21 protein-coding genes are annotated in these 21,975 nt (G+C 55.8%); 11 read left to right on the top strand and 10 right to left on the bottom strand.

Going from position 1 to position 21,975, the window contains the following annotated elements; translation table 11 throughout:
• Nucleotides 1-163: 163 nt before the first annotated feature.
• From ADIMK_RS02280 to hrpB, 5 genes are all read right to left on the bottom strand, one after another.
• Nucleotides 164-1,459, bottom strand: coding sequence for an MFS transporter (locus ADIMK_RS02280; RefSeq protein WP_036182982.1), 1,296 nt, complete (start codon nucleotides 1,457-1,459; stop codon nucleotides 164-166).
• 232 nt (nucleotides 1,460-1,691) lie between these two features.
• Entirely contained in the window at nucleotides 1,692-2,597 is a 906-nt protein-coding gene (yddG, locus tag ADIMK_RS02275) for an aromatic amino acid exporter YddG (RefSeq protein ID WP_036182980.1), read from the bottom strand.
• Nucleotides 2,598-2,696: 99 nt separating this feature from the next.
• The gene (locus ADIMK_RS02270; protein ID WP_036182978.1) at nucleotides 2,697-3,425 is read right to left on the bottom strand and encodes an AraC family transcriptional regulator; all 729 of its coding nucleotides are present in this window, start codon (nucleotides 3,423-3,425) and stop codon (nucleotides 2,697-2,699) included.
• A gap of 5 nt (nucleotides 3,426-3,430) precedes the next feature.
• Complete coding sequence (locus ADIMK_RS21625; RefSeq protein WP_156042752.1) at nucleotides 3,431-3,583, bottom strand: oxidoreductase-like domain-containing protein; 153 nt, start codon at nucleotides 3,581-3,583, stop codon at nucleotides 3,431-3,433.
• A 64-nt stretch (nucleotides 3,584-3,647) separates the two neighbouring features.
• A complete protein-coding gene (gene hrpB / locus ADIMK_RS02265; RefSeq protein WP_036182976.1) occupies nucleotides 3,648-6,182 on the bottom strand; it encodes an ATP-dependent helicase HrpB in 2,535 nt (844 codons plus the stop codon).
• 84 nt (nucleotides 6,183-6,266) lie between these two features.
• Between hrpB and ADIMK_RS02260 the strand changes: the two genes are divergently transcribed.
• Nucleotides 6,267-7,235, top strand: coding sequence for a zinc metalloprotease HtpX (locus tag ADIMK_RS02260; protein WP_051692337.1), 969 nt, complete (start codon nucleotides 6,267-6,269; stop codon nucleotides 7,233-7,235).
• A gap of 4 nt (nucleotides 7,236-7,239) precedes the next feature.
• On the opposite strand, the gene ADIMK_RS02255 is transcribed toward ADIMK_RS02260, so the two are convergent.
• Nucleotides 7,240-7,842 carry a DUF938 domain-containing protein gene (locus tag ADIMK_RS02255; protein WP_036182974.1) on the bottom strand — a complete coding sequence of 201 codons (603 nt, stop codon included), beginning with the start codon at nucleotides 7,840-7,842 and terminating at the stop codon, nucleotides 7,240-7,242.
• A gap of 100 nt (nucleotides 7,843-7,942) precedes the next feature.
• Here ADIMK_RS02255 and ADIMK_RS02250 point away from each other — a divergent pair, with 100 nt between their 5' ends.
• The 9 genes from ADIMK_RS02250 (at nucleotide 7,943) to ADIMK_RS02210 (ending at nucleotide 15,611) form a co-directional block, all read left to right on the top strand.
• A complete protein-coding gene (locus ADIMK_RS02250) occupies nucleotides 7,943-10,018 on the top strand; it encodes a molybdopterin-dependent oxidoreductase (RefSeq protein ID WP_051692334.1) in 2,076 nt (691 codons plus the stop codon).
• Nucleotides 10,019-10,165: 147 nt separating this feature from the next.
• On the top strand, nucleotides 10,166-10,759 hold the full coding sequence (locus ADIMK_RS02245) for an anthranilate synthase component II (RefSeq protein ID WP_036182972.1): 594 nt from the start codon (nucleotides 10,166-10,168) through the stop codon (nucleotides 10,757-10,759).
• 13 nt (nucleotides 10,760-10,772) lie between these two features.
• Nucleotides 10,773-11,801: an anthranilate phosphoribosyltransferase gene (gene trpD / locus ADIMK_RS02240; protein WP_036182970.1), complete on the top strand. Its 1,029-nt coding sequence runs from the start codon at nucleotides 10,773-10,775 to the stop codon at nucleotides 11,799-11,801.
• A gap of 11 nt (nucleotides 11,802-11,812) precedes the next feature.
• A complete protein-coding gene (gene trpC / locus ADIMK_RS02235) occupies nucleotides 11,813-12,622 on the top strand; it encodes an indole-3-glycerol phosphate synthase TrpC (RefSeq protein WP_036183253.1) in 810 nt (269 codons plus the stop codon).
• A 20-nt stretch (nucleotides 12,623-12,642) separates the two neighbouring features.
• Nucleotides 12,643-13,050 carry an OsmC family protein gene (locus ADIMK_RS02230; RefSeq protein ID WP_036183248.1) on the top strand — a complete coding sequence of 136 codons (408 nt, stop codon included), beginning with the start codon at nucleotides 12,643-12,645 and terminating at the stop codon, nucleotides 13,048-13,050.
• A gap of 219 nt (nucleotides 13,051-13,269) precedes the next feature.
• Complete coding sequence (gene rpsF / locus ADIMK_RS02225; RefSeq protein ID WP_036182968.1) at nucleotides 13,270-13,683, top strand: 30S ribosomal protein S6; 414 nt, start codon at nucleotides 13,270-13,272, stop codon at nucleotides 13,681-13,683.
• A gap of 17 nt (nucleotides 13,684-13,700) precedes the next feature.
• Entirely contained in the window at nucleotides 13,701-13,931 is a 231-nt protein-coding gene (gene rpsR / locus ADIMK_RS02220; protein WP_036182966.1) for a 30S ribosomal protein S18, read from the top strand.
• A gap of 156 nt (nucleotides 13,932-14,087) precedes the next feature.
• Nucleotides 14,088-14,534 (top strand): 50S ribosomal protein L9, encoded by a 447-nt coding sequence (gene rplI / locus ADIMK_RS02215; protein WP_036182964.1) that lies wholly within the window; start codon nucleotides 14,088-14,090, stop codon nucleotides 14,532-14,534.
• A 267-nt stretch (nucleotides 14,535-14,801) separates the two neighbouring features.
• Complete coding sequence (locus tag ADIMK_RS02210; protein ID WP_036182962.1) at nucleotides 14,802-15,611, top strand: helix-turn-helix domain-containing protein; 810 nt, start codon at nucleotides 14,802-14,804, stop codon at nucleotides 15,609-15,611.
• Between the two features lie 604 nt (nucleotides 15,612-16,215).
• On the opposite strand, the gene ADIMK_RS02205 is transcribed toward ADIMK_RS02210, so the two are convergent.
• Entirely contained in the window at nucleotides 16,216-16,773 is a 558-nt protein-coding gene (locus ADIMK_RS02205) for a YbhB/YbcL family Raf kinase inhibitor-like protein (RefSeq protein ID WP_036182960.1), read from the bottom strand.
• A gap of 294 nt (nucleotides 16,774-17,067) precedes the next feature.
• Here ADIMK_RS02205 and dnaB point away from each other — a divergent pair, with 294 nt between their 5' ends.
• Nucleotides 17,068-18,453: a replicative DNA helicase gene (dnaB, locus tag ADIMK_RS02200; RefSeq protein WP_051692331.1), complete on the top strand. Its 1,386-nt coding sequence runs from the start codon at nucleotides 17,068-17,070 to the stop codon at nucleotides 18,451-18,453.
• A 24-nt stretch (nucleotides 18,454-18,477) separates the two neighbouring features.
• On the opposite strand, the gene ADIMK_RS02195 is transcribed toward dnaB, so the two are convergent.
• The 3 genes from ADIMK_RS02195 to ADIMK_RS02185 form a co-directional block, all read right to left on the bottom strand.
• Nucleotides 18,478-18,912, bottom strand: a complete 435-nt coding sequence (locus ADIMK_RS02195; RefSeq protein WP_036182958.1) for an acyl-CoA thioesterase — start codon at nucleotides 18,910-18,912, stop codon at nucleotides 18,478-18,480.
• Nucleotides 18,913-18,971: 59 nt separating this feature from the next.
• On the bottom strand, nucleotides 18,972-20,261 hold the full coding sequence (bioA, locus tag ADIMK_RS02190) for an adenosylmethionine--8-amino-7-oxononanoate transaminase (RefSeq protein ID WP_036182956.1): 1,290 nt from the start codon (nucleotides 20,259-20,261) through the stop codon (nucleotides 18,972-18,974).
• A gap of 103 nt (nucleotides 20,262-20,364) precedes the next feature.
• Complete coding sequence (locus ADIMK_RS02185; protein WP_036182954.1) at nucleotides 20,365-21,918, bottom strand: cryptochrome/photolyase family protein; 1,554 nt, start codon at nucleotides 21,916-21,918, stop codon at nucleotides 20,365-20,367.
• Nucleotides 21,919-21,975 lie beyond the last annotated feature (57 nt).

Genomic DNA, 21,975 nt, shown 5'->3' with positions numbered 1-21,975 from the left:
TTGGCTGCTTTAATAGGTGGTTTTATGCGTCGTTTAGCAAATTTATTTTTAATTAAATAGCAGCTTTTAACGAGTAGATAACAGCGTAAATAGAAGCTTTAAAGATTTCTAAAATAATAAAGGAGGGCTTGTTTGTCCCTCCTTTATTATTTTATTGCTTTGCTTAACCGATTGAGCGTTTATGTCGTACGATCAGGAGCGTAATCATGCTGACGGTACTGGTAAAGATGAGATAAAAACTTGGTGCCAGATTATTTCCGCTGCTGCTGATGAGCAAGGCGATGAAGAACGGTGTAGCACTGCCGAATAGCGTTGTCGCGATGTTGTAGCTCAGGGACATTCCTGTTGCCCGTACCCTGGTTGGGAACAGCTCGGAGAGCAGTGCGGGCAATCCTCCGTAGTAGAAGGCCTTCAGCAGGCTCAACCAAGTCAGCATCATGAACAGTGTGGCAAGCGCAGGGTACAGGCTCAGGTAATAGAAAACTGGAACGATCGAGATTACAAAAATGGTGCATGCAGTTAGCATCACTTTGGTGCGGCCGATAAGGTCGGACAAATGGCCGACGAACGGGGTCAGAATCGTCAGAATAATCCCGCTCAGCAGTGTGCCGCCGAAGCCGATGGATGCGCTTAGGCCTAGCTGCTTTACCGCATAGGTTGGCATGTAAATGATGGTATAGCTTACGGAGGTAGATAACATCATCGCCCCGATGGCCATCAAAATGCTGCCCTTGTGATGTTTTAACAGTGTGCTAACAGGCGCGGATTGGGGTTCTGATTGTTTAAATTCGGTCGCTTCTTCAATATGACGGCGTATGTAGAGTCCTACCGGGCCGATCAGCAAACCGAACAGGAAAGGAATTCGCCATCCCCAATCGTGTAACTGATCAGTCGTAAGGGTGGTGGTCAACAGCAGGCCGAAACCCGAGGCAAGTAACCCGCTGACCCCCTGGCTGGCGAACATGAAGCTGGAGATCAGCCCTTTTTTGTGTGGAGCTTTTTCAACCAAGAGAGCTGTCGCGGTTCCGAACTCGCCACCCGCGGAAAAACCCTGGATCAAGCGCGCTGCGAAGATGCCGATGGGTGCCAGAATTCCGATCGTTTCATAGGTCGGCATAACCGAGATTAGAAAGGTGCCGATCATCATGAGCCATATTGTCAGCAGCATGGCGGCTTTTCGGCCAACCCGGTCTGCGTAGGAACCTATGATGACTGCGCCTAATGGACGGATAAGATAGGAAAGGGCAAAACTACCCAAGGCTAGCAGGAGTGAAACGGTTTCGTTGTCTGAAGGAAAGAAGAGTTTTGCTATTGTCGCCGCGAAGAACCCGTAGACGATAAGGTCAAACCACTCCAAGGCGTTGCCAATAGAGGAGGCGATTACGAGTTTGTAGATTTTCTTGTCTGACAGTGTGCTCACCCGGTTAGCATCAAGTGTCAGTGTATCTGACCCAGCCATAGATGTTCCTCATAAAAGATACGTGTTTTTGTTGTCGGAGCATCTTAGTCATGCGTTTAGATTTGACACAATTATCGATTAATTAAGTTTTATTTCTATTTTTGGTAACGATGAGTAGTCCCATTTTGGGGCCTTAGAGGCAACAATCGCGACAAGCCTTGTCAGCTGTATAGCGTCTGAGCGTAATCATGAACCAGAAAGATGCGAATGGAGGGCGCGCTGGCCCATCCATTTAGGCTGATCCGCTATTTTTCGGGATTTTAAGTTTCCATCGCTGACTTAACCGAATGCCCGCCACCATCGACCCGCCGACAATGAGCACACAAGCCAGCAGCAATCGCGACGATGCCTGGGCTTCTCCGGCCAGAATCAGCAGCAGTGTTGAGATCAGTGGCGCTGCATAGGCCAGAGTGCCGAGCAGCTGAATGTTGCCCTTCTTGACGCCGATATCCCAGGTCAGGAAGGCGATGCCGACAGGCCCCAGCCCCAGCCCGATGATGCCGACCCACTGGAGGCTGTGTTCGGGCCATACGGTTTGCTCGAACAGCCAGTGGCACACCAGCCCCAGCAGCGCAGTTCCTGCACAGTACCAGCCCACGGTATCGGTGGGGACGGACGAGAATCGACGGCTCAGTACCGAATAGCTTGACCAGATCAGGGCGCAGGCGCCGGCGGCCAGATAGCCAAGGCTGTGTTCATCGCTAAAGCCGGTGTCATTGTTGATCAGCAACAGAGCGCTGCCGGACGCTGCCAGTACGGCGCCCAGAATGTGTGCGGTTCTGAGGCGCTCACCCGGAAGCAGTGCCGACAAGAGTACGATCAGCAGTGGCCAGAGGTAGGCGATCAGGCCCGCTTCGGCCGCAGGTGCCTTGGCCAGCGCGATAAAGTAGAACAGGTGGTAGCCGAAAAGTCCGCCGATGCCGAGCAGCCAGACGGGCAACGGCTGGCGCAGGAAACGCACGCCGCTTTCGCCGCGCAGCCACCAGCGGGTTTGCATCAGTAACCAGGCCAGCGTGAAGGTCATCGCCAGTAGCTGAAACGGGGGGATGCGGGCGTCGGTCCAGCGTGTCATGAGAGCAAGGGTGCCCCAAAGCAGGATGGATATGCTGCCGATCAACGTGGCGGAGCGGGTGTTCATGATGTTGGCTCAATGCTCAGCAAAGGAATGCGCTGATCTTATCGCGCTCAGACGATCGAGTCTTTGCCGGATGGGCACAGTTGTTTGCCGTAATGGCGGTTAATGGATGATTGATGAGCGGTAATGCCGGGGCGATAGGCCGAAGTGGCGTTTGAAGCGGTCGCTGAATGCAGCCAGATTACTGTAGCCACTACGCTCGGCAACGCGCTGTATGCTGTCCTCGCTACTGATCAGCCAAGAACGTGCGTGCTCCATGCGTACCCGCAGCAGGTAATCAGAGGGCGAACAACCGTACTCGCGTCGGAATAGAGTGTTGAGTTGACGCTGGCTCAGATGAACCAGTGATCCAAGGGTGGATAACGGGATCGGATCGCTGAAGTGTTGATCGATATAGTTCCGAACCGCCAGGATGCGTTGGTCTATGGCGGGGGAGGCAAGGGTGTTGCTGGTCAGCAGCAGGTCGATCAATAGATGACTGCTTGATTGCTGCAGTGGTGCCGTGAGTTTGCCGTTGCTCAGCAGGCGGGCGAGAAATTCGGCGTACTCAAGCGACTCTCCATTCAAGGATAGGAACGCGGGTAGTTGTTCGATCTTATCCTCAGCCATAAGCGGCAGATCGGCGACCAGAAACCGGTTGCCCCCCTTGGCTTGAAAACAGTGCTCCGCGCCAGTGTGGATAACCGCGCAGCGGTGTGCTTCGACCGTTCCCTGATGGCCATCGATTTCGAGCGCCAGTGTGCCGCTTAGAGGCAGAATCAGCTGGTGATAGCCGTGACTGTGCCGGTCGATTTCGTCACGATAGCTGCGCAGCTCAAGACAGGGCTTCATGCGGACTACTCTTCGCTGTCTCGAGCTTCGCGGGCCTTGCGCTCAGCTTCGGCCTGGCGCCATAGGGCCATCTCTTCGTAGTAGGTGTCCCAAACACAGGGTGAGCACTCGCTTTCGCAGCACTCCCCTTCCTGGGGCGGTGTAGGCTGTTCAATCATCGTTCATCCAGTATCGTCGTGTGTACGTGTAGTGTTGCCATTGTAGCGCGCTCAAACGATGAACTCAGCCTCCGGCCTTCTTGGTGCGTGCCGTGGCGACGGCTTCCAGTGGATTGTCCGGCCAGGGGTGCTTCGGATAGCGACCTTTCATCTCCTTTTTGACCTCCGCGTAGCCATTGCGCCAGAACCCTTCCAGATCCTGCGTGACCTGAAGTGGCCGGCGGGCGGGGGAGAGTAGATGCAGTTTTAACCGCACGCCGAACCCGATAACCGGTGTTGCGGTGCAGCCGAACATCTCCTGCAGCTTTACGGCGAGCACCGGCGGTGTTTCGCTATAGTCGATACGTAGGCGCGCACCCGAGGGGACCTGAATGCGCTCAGGTGCCCGCTCGTCCAGCTGTTGCGGCAAAGGCCAGGGTAGTTGGGTTTTCAGAATCGCGAACAGGTCCAGCCGTGAAAAGTGGTTGATATGGCTGACGCCGTCCAGCCAGGGCGAGAGCCACTGCTCTAGGCTGTCGAGCAGTGCTGAATCTGACAGGTCAGGCCAGCCCCCCTGATCATCATGTTGATGACAGAACGCCACGCGTTCCCGCCACAGGTTGATCTCCTCGTTCCAGGGCAGCAGGCTCAGCCCCTTCTTGCGAATCAATCGGCATAGGGCACCGTTGCGTGTATCCGGTGAAGGGGAGGGCAGAGGCGTGCGTTCAAGCACCAGCTCACCGACACGGCGCTGCTGTTCGGCGATGAGGCGTTGCTGCGATTCATCCCACTCGACGCGCTCGTCCTCGAGCACCAGTTCGGCCAGCTCGCGCTGGAACAGTGCAGGGTTCAGTGCGCAGGCGCGTCGTATACGGTCGCGTGCGTCACCCTGACGGCCGCTCAATTCTGCAACGACAAGCCAGGGTTCGCGGCACAGAGGGTCGGTCACTTCCAGTTCGGCGCCGCGTCCCGTGGCCAGACGGTAGTGCGAACCACCGTTTTTGCGGGTCTGGGCGATGCGATCGGGGTAGGCGGCGGCCAGCAGAAACCCGATCCAGCGGGGATCACCTGGGTTGTCCACGTTGCAGGATGCAACCTCTGTATCCTGTGCCAGCCGACGGTATTGCGTGCTCAGCTGTTTAAGACGCTGATGCAGGGCGCGCTGACTACCCGAGTTCTGTTGGCCAGGGCGCTGGTGTAGCCAGTCAAGGCGCAGGTAAAGATCGCTGCCGCCTTCGTGAAGCGGGTCGCGCTCGCTCAGTAGGGCAGCAATATCGGCGGCCAGTGGCAGCAGTCCATGCTTAACGCCGGTCAGCAGAAGGTGGGCCAGGCGCGGGTGGGTGGGCAGCTTGGCCATCTCGTTGCCATAGTCGCTAAGGCGCAGGCGACCGTCACTCTGAATGTGGCAGGCGTCGAGCCTCTCAAGCAGGGTGATCGCCTGTTGCCAGGCCGCTTTCGGTGGCGGATCAAGCCAGCTCAGTTCATCGGGGTTGTCCACTCCCCAGGCCAGTAGTGCTAGAGACAGCGGAGCCAGATCGGCGGTTTGCATCTCCGGCGCCGTAAAGGGGGAGAGTTGTTCCTGCTGGCCTTGGGACCAAAGGCGGTAGCAGGTGCCGGGGCCCAGACGTCCTGCGCGGCCTGCACGCTGCGCTGCGGATGCCGCGGACACCCTACGTGTGTGTAGGCGGTTCATGCCGGTGGCCGGATCGAACGCGGCCTGTCGTGACAGCCCTGAATCGATGACAACGTCGATACCTTCGATTGTAAGGCTGGTTTCGGCAATGGCGGTGGCCAGCACGATCTTTCGTTTACCCGCCGGGGCCGGCGCAATTGCCTGTTGCTGTTGATCCAGTGACAAATCGCCGTACAGGGGGGCGAGGATCAGGTCGGGGCGGTTGCTCAGTTGCTCCTCTAACAACGCCTGTACGCGGCGTATCTCGCCTTGCCCCGGCAGAAAGACCAGCAGGCTTCCGTGCTGTTCAAGCAGGGCCTGATCGATCACCTTGCAGATACGCGGCTCTATCCACTCGCCGGATTCGGCCGCGCCGGTATAGAGTGTGTGCACCGGGTAACTGCGGCCTTGAGAGCGCACGACGGGGGCGTTGCCGAGCAGCCCGGCGATGGCCTCACCATCAAGCGTTGCTGACATGATCAGCAGTTTCAGAGGGGGATCATCTCTGAGCAGCTCGCGCCCCTGCAATGCCAGTGCGAGGCCAAGGTCAGCATCGAGACTGCGTTCGTGAAACTCGTCGAAAATCAGCAAACCCACCCCTTCAAGTGCGGGGTCTGTTTGCAGCATGCGGGTCAGGATACCTTCAGTGACGACCTCTATGCGGGTACGTTCGCTGATGCAGTTGTCCAGTCGGACGCGATAACCGACGGTTTCGCCGGCTTTTTCGCCCAGCTGCCGTGCGAGCTGCTCGGCGGCTGCACGCGCGGCCAGTCGTCGAGGCTCCAGCATCAGAATTTTCTGCCCTTGAAGCCAGCTCTCGTTAAGCAGTGCAAGCGGCACGCGCGTTGTTTTACCGGCTCCCGGCGGGGCTTCAAGAACCGCTTCGTGGTGGCTGGCGAGAGTGCGCTGCAATTCGGGCAGGATGGCGTCGATCGGCAAAGGTTGCATGGCGTAGAACTTTCATGGAAGGCGGGTACTCAACAGGTGATACTACCATAAGAGTGTGGTTGCTTAAGATCATGGGGAAACGTGATGCGGACACCGGCTGGTGAACATCTGAACTTACGCCAGTATGCGTTGCGAAACGGATTGCAGTCTGTGCTGCTGATACTGTTCATGGGTGGTTTTCTCGGTGTGCTGGGTTGGTTGCTGTGGGGCAGTGCGGGCGTCGTGCTGCTGATTTTCATGGGTTTTTCTGCTGTGGCGTTCAATCCGGCGCTGTCACCGCGCTGGGTAATGAAGCTTTACGGTGCGAAACCCCTGGATAGAGGACAGCTTCCTGCGCTGGATCAGGTGCTTGAGTGGTTGTGCGAGCGTGCTGGGCTTGAGACGGTGCCCAGGCTCTACCTGATCCCCAGCCGGGTGATGAACGCGTTTTCGGTGGGAACGCGAGGGCGCTCGGCTATCGCACTGAGCGATGCCATGATCAGGCGTCTGAGCCTGCGTGAACTGGTGGGTGTACTGGCCCATGAAGTCAGCCATATCCGGCACAATGACCTCTGGGTAATGGGGCTGGCTGACCTGTTCAGTCGTCTGACCAGCCTGCTATCCTTCGTCGGTCAGGCGTTGTTGGTACTGAATCTGCCGTTACTGTTGTTGGGGCTTGTGACTATCAACTGGTGGCTGATACTGCTGCTGGTGATCGCGCCAGTGGTCAGTGCCCTGGCGCAATTGGCGCTCTCCCGAACGCGGGAATACGCCGCCGATCTGAATGCAGCGAGGTTGACCGGGGATCCGGAGGGGTTGGCGCATGCGCTGGATGTGATCGAACAGGCACAGGGCGGCTGGCTGGAACACATACTGATGCCGGGACGACGGGTGCCCGAACCGTCACTGTTGCGGACCCATCCGCAGACCCATGAGCGGGTCGAACGATTGAACGCCTTAAAGCAGGAGCTGGACGAGGGCGGCGCGTTGCCGCTGGATGCCCTCTTGCACCGATTCGATCATCCGGAAGTACGGCACACACCCAGACGCCGGTTCTGGGGAACCTGGTGGTAGAGCCTCAAGCGCGCTTGACCCACTGCAGCAGTCGATTGTTGGCAGGCATCTCGTGGTCGGCGACGAGTTCAAGGCCTGCGCGGTGAGCGAGTGCTTCCACCGCTTCGAAATCACGAATGCCGCGCGACGGCTCGAACTGCTTCAGCCACAGGTCGAAACGTGCATTGCTTTCACTGGTGAAGCGCCCGCCATAGTTAAAGGGCCCGTATTGGCAGAATACCCCGCCTGTTGGCAATGCATCACCGATACGGGTCATCATCTCGATCACCGAACTCCACGGCATGATATGGGTTGTGTTGGCGGTGAAGACGCCATCGAAGTCTGATGGCCAGTTGTGTTGGGTCACATCCAGTGCAAGCGGCGGGAGCAGGTTCGGTAGTCTGGCCTCTTCGATCCAGAGCATGATGCCGGGATGAGCATCCTCGAGATCACTGGTCTGCCATACAAGGTGATCAAGTGCCGTGGCAAAGTGAACGGCGTGCTGGCCTGTTCCACTGCCAATTTCGAGTATTGCGTGCCGGTCGGCAAACGCATCGCGCAGCACCTGAAGAATCGGTTCCTTGTTGTTGTCGCAGGCAGGGGAGTAAGGCTTTTCGGGCGCGGTCATTGGTTTGATTCTTCACCTGTGTCTGGCAGAGTCCCGCCGTTAGATGGCAGTATGACAGCCTTTCTTAACAGTCATGGCGCCCGTGAGGCAAGGATGAAAGATGAAAAAGCAGGATAAGCAAATAACCCGCCACTATGCCGTCTGTCCTCATGACTGTCCTTCGACCTGTGCGCTTGAGGTCGAGAAGATCGATCACCGCACGATTGGCCGGGTGCATGGGAGCAAAGACAACACATACACGGATGGTGTCATCTGCGCCAAAGTCGCGCGCTATGCCGAGCGTGTTCATCATCCTCAGCGGTTGCGTACACCCTTAAAAAGGGTGGGTGCAAAAGGTGAGGGGTTGGCGGCGTTCGAGCCGATTGGTTGGGATGAGGCGCTCGATGAAGTCGCGACTCGCTTCCAGTCCATAACCGATACCTACGGTGCCGAAGCGGTATGGCCCTATTTTTATGCCGGGACCATGGGCTGGGCCCAGCGGGGGGCTGCGCACAGGCTTCGCCATGCGCTGGGGTATTCCGGCCAGAAGGAGACGATCTGTGTCGCGATCTCCAATGCCGGTTACCGTGCGGGCGTCGGTGCCATACGGGGCGTTGATGCGCGGGAGATCGCCGATAGCGAGCTGATTGTTGTCTGGGGCGGAAATCCGGTACATACCCAGATTAATGTCATGACCCATATCGCCAAGGCGCGCAGGAAAGGCGCGAAACTGGTGGTGGTCGATCCCTATGAAACACCGACCGCTAAGCAGGCTGACCTGCACCTGATGCTCAAGCCTGGCACCGACGGTGCGCTGGCGTGTGCCGTTATGCATCAGATTTTGGCCGATGGCCTGGAGGATCGTGACTACCTCGAGGCGTACAGCGATTTCGACGATCGGATTAGGGCGCATCTGAGTACCCGTACGCCGCACTGGGCGGCGGGCATCACCGGGCTTAGCGAAGAGCAGATTATAGCGTTCGCCCGCCTGTACGCGGAGACGCCCAGAAGTTATATACGGCTGGGTTATGGCTTCAGCCGGTCGCGAAATGGAGCGTCCAATATGCATGCCGTGACCTGTTTGCCGACTCTGGTTGGCGCATGGAAGTATCAAGGAGGCGGTGCGCTGTACTCCAACAGTGAGCTGTATCGTGACCTGGACCGAACGCCCCTGCATGGATTAGCGCTACGAGACCCGGGCGTCAGAATGCTGGATATGTCGAGGATCGGGCCAGTGCTGACGGGAAATCCTCAGGATCTGGGCGACGGGCCACCGGTCAAAGCGCTGTTCATCCAGAATACAAACCCGGTTGTGGTCGCGCCGGAGTCCGCCCGGGTGCGAGAGGGGTTCATGCGTGACGATCTGTTTGTCGTTGTCCATGAGCAGATGATGACCGAGACGGCGGCGATGGCCGATATTGTGCTTCCGGCAACCACCTTCCTGGAGCACGACGATATATATACCGCCAGCGGTCATACTCATCTGCAGGTCAGCAAGGCGATTATCGAACCCTTTGCCGAGGCGCGCAGCAACCACTGGGTGGTCGGCGAGCTGGCGCGTCGGCTCGGTGTGCAGGACGAACTGTTTGAAGTCGGGGCGCTCGATCTGGTGGACAAGGCGTTGCACCCGGGGGGGCTCCCCAGTGCTGACGAGATTCACCAGATGGGTGGTCTGGATTGTTCATTGGCGTTTGAGACAGCGCATTTTCTGGACGGATTCGGTCATGCCGACAAGCGTTTTCACTTCTACGCCGACTGGCGGTCGCTCGGCGATCATGATGGGCGCCTGCCGGAGATGCCCGATCATGCCGAGATCATCGATGAGGCAGACAATGCGTGTCCATACCGGTTGGTAACGGCGCCGGCGCGGACGTTTCTTAACAGCAGCTTTTCCGAAACGCCAGGGTCCCAAAAGAAAGAGGGGCGGCCGCGGCTGTTGATACACCCCGACGCGGCTCACACCCTTGGTGTTGACGAGGGTGATCTGGTGATCATCGGTAATGGCGCCGGGCAGATACGCATCCATGCAGCGCCCTTCACAGGTTTACAGCCTGGCGTAGTGGTCGTGGAGGGGTTGTGGCCCAATAGCGCCTTTGTCGACGGCGTGGGTGTGAATGCGCTGGTCAGTGCAGAACCTGCGGCCCCTGCCGGTGGCGCGGTGTTTCACGATACCAAAGTATGGCTGCGCAGAGGCTGAAGCTGTTGGGCGCGCGCCTGTTAACGTGCTATAAGCCGGGCTTCACGTTATTATTGAACGCTGTGCCCGATGTCGGGCCGCTTGCCGGGAGCGTGTCACTTTTGACTCCCGTTTCCTGAAGTTACGTGTCATGCAGTTTGGCGACCGATGCTCCTGATCATCGATAATTACGATTCGTTTACCTACAACGTGGTGCAGTATTTCAGTGAGCTGGGGGCTGACGTCGAGGTATACCGCAATGACGAGTTGGATCTGGCCGGTATCGAGGCGAGAAAACCGTCTCAGCTGGTCATCTCTCCCGGCCCCTGCACGCCCAATGAAGCCGGGATTTCGATGAAGGCGATTCGGCATTTCGCCGGACGGTTGCCGATTTTGGGTATCTGTCTGGGTCATCAGGCGATCGGGCAGGTGTTTGGCGCCAATGTCGTGCGCGCCCGTCAGGTGATGCACGGCAAGACGTCGCCGGTGTATCACGACAATACGGGCGTGTTTGAAGGCCTGAACAACCCGCTTGAAGTCACGCGTTATCACTCTCTGGTGATCGAGCCGGAAAGCGTGCCGCCAGAGTTGGAAGTAACCGCCTGGACCCGATCGGCGGATGGGCGGCGAGATGAGATCATGGGGATTCGGCACCGCCAATTGGATGTCGAAGGGGTGCAGTTTCACCCTGAATCAATACTGACCCAGCAGGGGCATGAACTGCTGGCGAATTTCCTCAAGCGTAGCGAAAGCCCAAGCTAAGGTAGGAGCAGCAATGGATATTAAAGAAGCGTTGGCACGTGTCGTCGATCATATCGACCTGAGTCGCGATGAAATGGTTGAAGTGATGCGTCAGGTGATGACAGGACAGTGCAGCGAGTCGCAGATTGCCGGCTTTCTGGTTGGGTTGCGCATGAAAAGCGAATCCATCGACGAGATAACCGGCGCAGCGCAAGTGATGCGCGAACTCGCCACGCCGGTGAAGGCACGCGCTGCGACGCTGGTGGATATTGTCGGCACAGGCGGTGATGGTGCCAACCTGTTCAATGTATCCTCTGCCAGTGCTTTTGTTGCTGCCGCCTGTGGCGTCAACGTGGCCAAGCATGGCAATCGTGGCGTATCGTCCAAGAGCGGAAGCGCTGATCTGCTTGAGCAAGCCGGTATCAATCTGGATCTGGGGGCGGAGCAGGTGGCGCGTTGTATCGATGAGGTCGGTGTCGGCTTCATGTTTGCACCTGGGTATCATGGTGCGATGAAGCATGCGATCGGTGCCCGCCGTGCGCTGGGAATTCGCACCCTGTTCAATATCCTCGGCCCAATGACCAATCCCGCCGGTGCAAAGCGTCTGGTGATCGGCGTATTCACCAAGAAACTCTGTCGACCGATGGCTGAGGTGATGCAGCAACTCGGTGGCGAGCACATCATGGTTGTGCACGCCGACGATGGTCTTGACGAGATCAGCCTGGCAACGCACACGCATGTGGCCGAACTCAAAGATGGCCGCATCACCGAATACACTTTGAAGCCCGAGGATCTGGGAGTAGAAAGCCAGAGCCTGATAGGCCTTGTAGTGGATAGCCCCGCCCAGTCGCTGGAGCTGATCCGCGCAGCGCTGTCAGGCGATGAGGCAACCGCAGCACGTAAAGCGGTGGCGATGGTGGCGTTGAACGCCGGGGCAGCGGTGTACCTGAGCGGTCAGGCAGAGAGTCATAAAGAGGGCGTGGAAAAGGCGTTGGAAGCTATCCGATCCGGCGCGGCGCTGAAGAAAATGGAACAGCTGGCCCAGTTCAGCCAACAGCTTTGAGCGGACAGATCATGAACGACACACCGACAGTGCTTAAAAAGATCATTGCACGTAAACATGAAGAGATCGAAGCGCGGGCCAGCAAGGTCTCCATCTCTGATCTGAGCGATCGCATCCGTGCGCGGCTCGGAACCGACAGTGACCCACGCGGTTTTGTCGCCAGTTTGCAGAAAAGCCTCTCCGAAGGACGTTCGGCGGTGATCGCCGAGGTCAAGAAAGCGAGCCCATCCAAAGGCGTTATCCGCGATCCTTTCCACCCGGCGGAGATCGCACGCTCCTATGAGCAGGGCGGTGCCAGTTGCCTGTCGGTGTTGACCGATGTGGACTTTTTCCAGGGCAGCGACGAATACCTGATGGAGGCGCGTGCAGCCTGTTCGTTGCCGGTCATACGCAAGGACTTTATTGTCGAGCCCTATCAGGTGTATGAAGCCCGTGCTATCGGTGCCGATTGCATCCTGCTGATCGTGGCGGCACTGACCGATGCGAAGATGGCCGAACTGAACAAGCTGGCTCATTCGCTGGGCATGGATGTGCTGATCGAAGTGCATAACGAAGAGGAGCTCAAGCGCTCTTTGCCGTTGGGTAACACCCTCGTCGGGATCAATAATCGCAACCTGCACACCTTTGAGGTGTCGCTTGAACACACCTATTCGTTGCTGTCGATGATCCCCGAAGACCGTATCGTGGTCACTGAAAGCGGCATTCACACACCGGAAGATGTTGCGGCCATGCGTGGCTGTGGCGTCAATGCCTTTCTGGTCGGCGAAGCGTTCATGCGTGCGCCGGAGCCCGGTCAGAAACTGGCTGAACTGTTTAAATAAAGGAAAAGGCTGAGATGACGATGAACGTCAATGTGCACTGGGACGGTGACGAGCGCTTCAAGGCGGTTACCGATTCCGGCTTCGATGTAATGATCGACCGTGATCTGAAGCAGGGGCCACGCCCGATGGAGTTGCTGCTGGCGGGGCTCGGCGGTTGCACCAGTGTTGATGTCATGAGCATCCTGCGCAAGGCGCGTCAGGATGTCACCGAATGCGTGGCGCAGATCGAGGCGGAGCGCGCCGATACGGTGCCCTCGGTGTTCACCAAAATTCACGTAAAATTCGTGGTGACCGGGCACAACCTCAAACCCTCGGCCGTAGAGCGCGCTGTTAAGTTGTCGGCAGAACAGTACTGCTCAGCGTCGCTGATGCTGGAGAAGGGTGGCGTCGAGATCAGCCACAGCTTCGAGATAGTGGAAGCTGAGTGAGTCGATTCGCCACCGCTTTGTGAACACCGCCTTCGGGCGGTGTTCTGCTTTATGGAGGTGGTTGTTTGGCCTTGTATATACACCCCTTTGCAGGTATTATTTCGCGTCCGATAAATTCGGCATACACTTATAGTTGTTTAACTCCTTGCTTTCGGTCGGTCGGCAATACCCTATTAGGTGCTCTCTGATGCGAAGGCTATTAACCCGTAAGGAGCAATAATGCGTCATTACGAAATCGTCTTTCTGGTTCACCCGAACCAGAGCGAGCAGGTTCCGGCTATGATCGAGCGTTACAAAGCCCTCATCGAAGGCGATAACGGCACGATCCACCGTCTGGAAGACTGGGGCCGTCGTCAGTTGGCTTACCCGATCAACAATGTTCACAAAGCACACTACGTGCTGCTGAACGTTGAGTGCTCCCAGAGCGTTCTCGACGAACTGGCTAACCTGTTCCGTTACAACGACGCCGTGCTGCGTAACATGGTTATCCGTTGTAAAGAAGCAATCACCGAAGCCTCTCCGATCAAAGCTGCTGAAGCGCGTGAAGAGCGTAAGCCGCGTCGTGAAGACCGTGGCGAGCAGAAGTCTGAAAGGGCATCTGCTGAAGAAACTGAAACCGCTTCAGAAGAGTAAGATTAAGGAGAGTTCAGATGGCACGTTTTTTCCGTCGTCGCAAGTTCTGCCGTTTCACCGCTGAAGGCGTTAAAGAGATCGATTACAAAGATCTCGACGTTCTGAAAGGCTACATCACTGAAACTGGCAAAATCGTTCCGAGCCGCATCACCGGTACTAAAGCGCGTTACCAGCGTCAGCTGGCCACCGCTATCAAGCGCGCGCGTTACGTGGCTCTGCTGCCGTACACTGACAGCCACGACGTCTAAGGATTAGCGGCGTAAGCCGTGAAACCACTGTGGGGCCTGTCCTTGAACGACAAGCCTTGCAGAGATGAACAGGTTAGAGGTGAGACGGGGCAGTCCCGTCAACCGGATAGGAATTAAACCTGCAGCCCGAGGCTGTAGATAGATGAGGTTTACGAGATGGAAGTAATTCTGCTCGAGAGCATCGGCAAGCTGGGTAAGCTTGGCGATAAGGTATCGGTCAAGGGCGGTTTCGGCCGCAACTACCTGGTCCCGCAGGGTAAAGCTGTACCGGCTACTGGTGATAACGTTGCACGTTTCGAAGAGCGTCGTGCAGAGCTGGAAAAAGCGGCAGCTGATAAGCTGGCTGCTGCCCAGGCTCGCGCTGAACAGCTCAACGATCTGGAGCTGTCCGTTGTTGCCAAAGCGGGTGACGAAGGCAAGCTGTTCGGCTCTATCGGTACTCGTGATATCGCTGATGCGATCTCCGGCGCTGGTATCGCAGTCGAGAAAAGTGAAGTTCGCCTGCCGGCTGGTGTTATCCGCACCATCGGTGAGTTCGACATCACTGTTCAGCTGCACCCGGAAGTTTCTGCACACCTGAAGCTGATTGTTGTCGCTGAATAAGTTGCAGAAGTAGAAAAAAGCACTGTTTCCCGAAAAGGATCAGTGCTTTTTTTGTATCCAAACGCCTGGCGGTGACCTCCGGCCAGTCCTTGCTGACACCTCGCGAATTTATCAATTATCCTTCTCTAAGGCTTGTTCAGGCGCTGCAATACCCCTCAATCAGTGAGCGGTTGAATATACCGTACGTTTACGTTATACAAAATTTATAGCATTTGTCATGCGTAGAACTAGGCTTTAAGTTTCTGACAGGGATGTAGGTTAAGTTCAATGGACGACATTATTGATAGCATTGAAAAATATCTTATAGACAACCGAGAACTACCTTTCTCGGTTTATTCATCTATCTACGAACAGAATATTTTAAACGTGCCAGTGGCGAAACCACTACTGATATTTGTGCTTAGTGGAGAGAAGGAGCTCGGCGGTGCGACGAAAGTAATATGCAAAAGTGGAAGTTTTATTTTCCTATCAGATAATCATGCTGTACATATGCGGAATATTCCTGGAGATAAGCCCTACTACGCATTGTTGATTGAATTCGATTATCAAGACTTTGAGGGGATCCCGATTAATGTTGGTCGAAAAGTCGATTATATTATAGGAGATACGTCATCGAAAGTTGAAAGTTGCTTAAAGCAGTTTGTCGACAGCGTGTCATGGGCTCCGAATAGTATTGTAAACCATCGTAAAAGAGAAATACTCTTGCTTCTATACTATCTTGGTTATACCGACATTGCTTTTATGAAAGGGAAACCAAAAACGAGCCACAAAATTCATGACATAGTTAATAATAATGTGTGTGAAGTATCAGTCGAAGAGATCTGTGATCAACTGGCCATGAGCGAGTCGACTCTGCGGCGTAGGCTGAAGGCAGAAGGTACGAGTATTACAGATATAAAAAATAGAGCCCGGCTGGGTTTGGGTCTGCATTTGTTACAAACAACAGAGGATCCAATCAGCGTCATTTCCGAGCGCTGTGGCTACCAGTCACAATCGCGTTTTACTCAACGCTTTAAAGACCATTTTGGCCTAACGCCGACAGAGCTTAGAAAAACAAGACAAGTTAATGTAGATTAATAATGGTATTGGTTTTTTCTTATTTTTCTATTTATTGGTATTTTGTTTTTAAATTAAGCCGGTTTCTCATAAAAACATGTAATAAACTTATTGTCTTTTATGTGGTAGTGGCCTATGAATGGGTGACTTTTTAATATATATCCATATATTTTATTTAAAAGTGATCTAAATTAATTTGAGTTATGTTTCTATGCCTGTTAGCTGTTCATAAGAGTAGCCTGCTTTTATTTGTCCTTGAATATTGCAACGTTAATAACCTCTCCTTTGCAGAAGATATTAAGGTGAATAATTTCTTTTTCGTGCAGCGCTAGAATTCTCATCTTGGCAGAGTCGTTATCCAATAAGTCTAGATCCATATTTTACTCTTGGAAAAACAAAAGGGATTGTGCGTGCACAGGCACGTGTACCTGTATCCGCAAAATGTAAAAATCCATAGGGAGTTGGGAATTGAAAGCTTTCATATATTTTTCTTATTATGAAGGGCGTTGGGGCGTTTTTTGACGTATGGTCGTACACACTTATAACCAGAATAGACCGAGCATAGTCCGGAAATAAGCAGCATCGAGTATTCGGCATCCGGGCCGAATACTCGATAAGTGAACCATCAGTCGCGCTGATATGTGGCTTCGATAGTGCTTGAAGCGATTGAGTAGGCGTTAATCATATAGCCGGTGAGTGCTGCCGATGCGTTCTCCGGTAGCTCAAGCTCCTGCGACAATGCATGAACTGTAAATTGATATCGATGAACGCCGTGACCGATAGGGGGGCAGGCGCCGCCAAACCCTTTCGAACCGTAGTCGTTGCTCAGTTGAACACTGCCCTGTGGCATCAGATCTTTGCTCGGGTCGCCAGCGCCGGCTGGAAGGGAGGTCGTCTCAGCGGGAATGTTGACCACCTGCCAGTGCCACCAGCCGCTTCCGGTGGGCGCATCGGGGTCATAGGCCAAGATTGCAAATGCCTTGGTCTCTTCCGGTGCGCCGGACCAGGAGAGTTGGGGGGAAAGGTTGCCGCCAGTGCAACCGAAGCCCTGAAACTCCTGGGTTTTGTCCATTGCTTGTCCTTGCGCGATGTCGGCGCTCGATAGCTCCAGTGAGCCAGCCATGGCCGATGCGGAGGTCAGCATAGCGAAGGGAAGGGCTAATTTTATCAGTGACGTTGGCATTACGCTCTCCAAGTTCATCAAATGGAACACGATGTCTATCGTACATAATTGAGTACCCAGAATTTACGCGGGAAACCGTCAGATTTTCGCCCGTTTCGTTCACGCCTTAGGGGGTTGTGGCGGTTATCCACCGGGTATTGAAGGTTGTATGGAAGGGGCAACCCGACAGGATCTTGGCCACATTGGCTTGTTGGTTAAGGACAGTAAGCTCTTTTTCCACCTTGCCTGAACGATTAGACTAGAGCGCTTGGGTCAATATCTGGCCCTTCGTTTTAATGAATCGGAAGAGTTGTTGTGGATATCGCGGAACTGAACGACGAGGTACTCGAACGCGCCAAGGTGCCGCCCTATTCAATGGAGGCGGAGCAGTCGGTGCTCGGCGGTCTGATGCTCGATAACAACGCCTGGGACACTGTGGCCGAGGTGGTGCTTGAGCAGCACTTCTACAGCGGTAACCACCGCTCGATCTTTCGCACCATGCAGAAGCTGGTCGACGATGGCCGTCCTATCGACGTTGTAACGCTCTCAGAAGAGCTGGATCGCACTGCAGAGCTTGAACAGGCCGGCGGGCTGGAATACCTGGTGTCGCTGGCGCGCAACACCCCCAGTGTCTCCAACATCCGTGCTTACTCCGAGATCGTGCGTGACCGTGCGCTTCTGCGGCAGATGATCGAGGTGGCCAACGAGATCGCCGATAACGCCTTTTTCCCTGATGGGCGTGCCTCCGAGGAGATCCTCAACGAGGCGGAGCAGAAGATCTTTAAGATTGCCGAGAACCGTCCCAACCAGGGCGGCCCCGAGCCGATCAACCCGCTGCTGAAGAAAGCGGTGGATCGCATCGACCACCTGTTCAACAACTCCGATGCGATGACCGGTACTACAACCGGCTTTGACGACCTTGATGCCCGTACCGGTGGCCTGCAGCCATCTGACCTGATCATCGTTGCCGCGCGTCCCTCCATGGGTAAGACCACGTTCTCGATGAACCTGGTCGAGAACGCGCTGATGGGCACCAATAAGCCGGTGCTGGTGTTCAGTCTCGAGATGCCGGCGGATCAGCTGGTGTCGCGTATGCTCTCCTCGCTTGGGCGCATCGACCAGACTAAGGTGCGTAGCGGTCAGCTGGAGGAGGATGACTGGCCGCGACTGACCGCAGCGGTCAACATGCTCAAGAACAAGCCGCTGTACATCGATGACCAACCCGGCATCAGCCCCAACGAGATGCGTGCCCGCGCCCGCCGTATTGTGCGTGAGCATGGTGAGCTGGGCCTGATCATGGTCGACTACCTGCAGCTGATGTCGATGAAAAACGGTAAGAGCGAGGGGCGTACCCAGGAAATCTCCGAGATCTCACGCTCGCTGAAGGCGCTGGCCAAGGAGATGGAGTGTCCGGTAGTGGCCCTGTCTCAGCTTAACCGAAGCCTTGAGCAGCGCCCGAACAAGCGGCCCGTTAACTCGGATCTGCGTGAATCGGGCGCTATCGAGCAGGACGCCGACGTGATCATGTTCATCTACCGTGATGAGGTGTACAACGAGGACAGTCCGGATAAGGGCGTGGCCGAAATCATCATCGGTAAGCAGCGTAACGGTCCTATCGGTACCACTCGCTTGGCATTCATTGGTAAGTACACCCGCTTCGAGAACCTGGCGCACAGTTACGATTACGGGCCGGACGAGTAATCCGGCCGCGTTTGAGCGTTTGTCTTACTGGGTGACTTTCAGCATCTGGGTGCGGAAGCCTTCCGGAACGGGTTGTACCTTGCGGGCCTCGTAGTTGAAGAAGACGATGCCCGTCTTGGCGTGTACGATCTCAACCGCTGTTTTCTTGTTGGTCAGCAGATAGAAAATATCGCAACCGTACTTGTTGAACTCGCCCACGGTCACGTCCACCTGAATTGTATCGCCATAGAAGCCTTCGGCTTTGTACACGATGGCGCTGTCCGACATGATCAGGCTCGCGCCTTCGATGTCCATCTCCGTGTAATGGTAATGCTTGAGAAAGCGCAGGCGGGCCTCATGAATGATCGACAGCACGGCGTCGTTACCGAGGTGACCACCGTAGTTGATATCGCTGATGCGGACCGGTAATTCTGTTGTGAACAGATAGTTCTCGGGCATTTCGATACGTATGCGTGCCACTTCTATATATCTCCTGAAAAATGACTCCCACCAAGCCGCAAGCAGGCTCAGTTCACGCGTTATTCGTTAAGCTCTGCAAGCACATTGATAATCGCGTTGCAGAGTTGGGTCAAATCCTCTTCGCCCATGATATAGGGCGGCATTATATACACCAGTTTGCCAAACGGGCGTACCCAAACGCCCTGCTCGACAAACCGTGGCTGAATCTGTGCAAGGGATACAGGCTCGTGCAGCTCGATCACGCCAATTGCACCGAGCGCCCGCACTTCGTTTACACAGGCCAGATTCGCAGCCGGTGCCAACTTTTCCTTCAACCGTCTCTCAAGTGTGTTGACCTCTGATTGCCAGTCGCGCTCCAGCAGCAGGGCAAGACTCTCGTTGGCGACGGCGCAGGCCAGCGGGTTGCCCATAAAGGTGGGGCCATGCATAAAGCATCCAGCGCCGCCGGCTGAGATGGTTTCGCCGATATGGGCTGTTGTCAACGTGGCGGCCAGCGTCATGTACCCACCGGTCAGCGCCTTGCCCAGGCAGAGAATATCGGGGCTTATTCCGGCGTGATCGCAAGCGAACAGTTTGCCGCTGCGACCGAACCCCGTTGCGATCTCGTCGGCGATCAGGAGCACGTCGTACTGGGTGCAGAGCTCGCGGGCACGTTTTAACCACTCGGGCGAGTAAAAGTACATGCCGCCAGCGCCCTGCACAATGGGCTCGACAATCAGGGCCGCGATCTCCTGACCATGTGTCTGCAGGGTGTGTTCCAGTGCGTCACAATCGCCCTCAATGAACGGCTCACCAAACCGGGACTTCGGACGCGGAATGAAATGCTGCTTGGCCAGAACGCCGCTGAACAGTTCATGCATGCCGGTGACAGGGTCACAGACCGACATGGCACCGAAGGTATCGCCGTGATAGCCGTTACGCAGAGAAACAAGGCGGTGCTTGCCCGGCTTGCCTCTGGCATGCCAGTACTGAATCGCCATCTTCATCGCCACTTCAACGGACACAGAGCCCGAATCGGCCAAAAACACGCGATCCAGACCTTGAGGTGTCATCTGTACCAGCTTTCGGCACAACTCAATGGCGGGCTCGTGTGTGATGCCGCCGAACATGACATGGGCGACCTTGTCGATCTGGGCGTGGGCGGCTGCATTCAGTCGAGGGTGGTTGTAGCCGTGGATAACCGACCACCAGGACGCCATGCCATCGATCAGTTCGCGTCCATCGGCCAGGCGGATGCGTACACCAGAGGCCGACTCCACCGGCGCCATGGGCGGCGGATTGATCATCGAGGAGTAGGGGTGCCAGATGTGTTGCTGGTCGAAGGAGAGCTGTTCGGAGGTGATGGACATAAGCTGGATCAATCGCATATTTCAGAGTGTTGCCGACCACTGTATCACATAGCCTGGGTGCCGCCGATGTGGTCAGAGTAGGGCTGTGACGGTGCTGGGTGCGTTAAAGCTGCTCGATATTGGCGATGTATCGGTCTGCCTGCTCGAGTATGGCATCACGCTCGCTGGCGGCGCGCTTGTCCCAGCCACTGTAGATCATGCGCATCCGGGGATTGTGGATAAACCTCTCCCTGTGACGGTCGAGAAATGCCCAGTAGAGGCTATTGAAAGGACAGGCGCGCTCGCCTGTTCTGCGGTCAATACGATAATGGCAGTCTGTGCAGTAGTCGCTCATGCGGTTGATGTATTGGCCGCTGGCTGCATAGGGTTTGCTGGCCAGCAGGCCGCCATCGCCAAACTGGCTCATACCTCGGGTGTTGGGAAGCTCGACCCACTCCAGCGCATCGACATAGACGCCCAAATACCATTGGTCGACCTTATCGGGGTTGGCGCCCACGAGCAGGCAGAAGTTGCCGATCACCATCAGGCGTTGGATGTGGTGTGCATAGGCCACATCCAGCGATTGTCCCAGACAGTGCTTCATGCAGTTCATCCGTGTATCACCGCTCCAGAAATACCTCGGCAGTGGGGCGTCGGCGCCTAGGCTGTTCAGGCACGCATAGTTGGGCATATTGGCCCAGTAAATCCCGCGGACAAACTCTCTCCAGCCCAGAATCTGGCGCACGAACCCTTCTATCTGTGGGAGGGATATGCGTGTCGGGTCGGCTTCCCAAGCCTGTATCGCCCGGTCGATGACCTGGCGGGGCGAGAGTATCTTGGCGTTGAGCGCGAAGGAGAGCCTTGAGTGATAGAGGCTCCAGCCATGGGGGGATTGCGCGGTCATCGCGTCCTGAAATTGACCAAAACGCGGTAGCAGGCGGTGGCAGAAGTCTTCGAGAAGCGCCCGGGCTTGTTTGCGCGACGTGGGCCAGCCCAGCCGTGTCGCTGGTGTGCCGAAGGTATCGACCTTGTGTCGCTGCAGTCGATCGAGAATCGCACTTACATCGTTATCGAACGTCACGGGGGACGGGATTTGCTCAATATCCTCATCCCTTAGCGTGTTGCGATTGTTTTCGTCATAGTTCCACTGACCGCCAATGGGCTGCTTGCCGTCCATGAGAATGCCGGAACGTTTCCTGAGCCGCCGGTAGAAAGCTTCCATGCGGTGCGCCGTGTCGGGTTTGAACTCACTGGGGAGTTCCTCGAAGGGAACCAGGAAATGTTCACTATCCCATTCGCGTACCGGAACGCTTAAGTGAGCGGAGAAATCCCGCAGTTGTTCCAGCAGGCGGTATTCATCCGGGCGCTGAAATTCGAACAGATGAATAGCGTGTTTCTCGATCAGTGCCGAGAGCAGGTCGGGCAGTGTGGGGTAGTCGGCAGTCTCATCCAGCGTCAGGTACAGCACCTGATGGCCGGCCTGTTGCAGTGCGCGTGCGAACTGCTCCATGGCGGCAAAGAATGCACAAACCTTCTGTACGTGGTGGCGGACATAACCGGTTTCCTGAGGCAGCTCAGCGATCAGGTAGAGGCAGTTGTCCTGTACGTTGGTGAACCAGCTGTGCGACGCATTGAGCTGATCGCCCAAAATTAGACGTAATGTACGACCCGACTGCATCGACGCAAGTACTCCTGAAACTGTTTGAGTTGCTTACGTGTTCAGGGGCGAAACGGA

This window comes from Marinobacterium lacunae (assembly GCF_000705555.1).
Lineage (GTDB): Bacteria > Pseudomonadota > Gammaproteobacteria > Pseudomonadales > Balneatricaceae > Marinobacterium_D > Marinobacterium_D lacunae.
The sequence above is the reverse complement of the archived record's forward strand: the minus strand, read 5'-3'. Positions and strand labels throughout refer to the sequence as shown.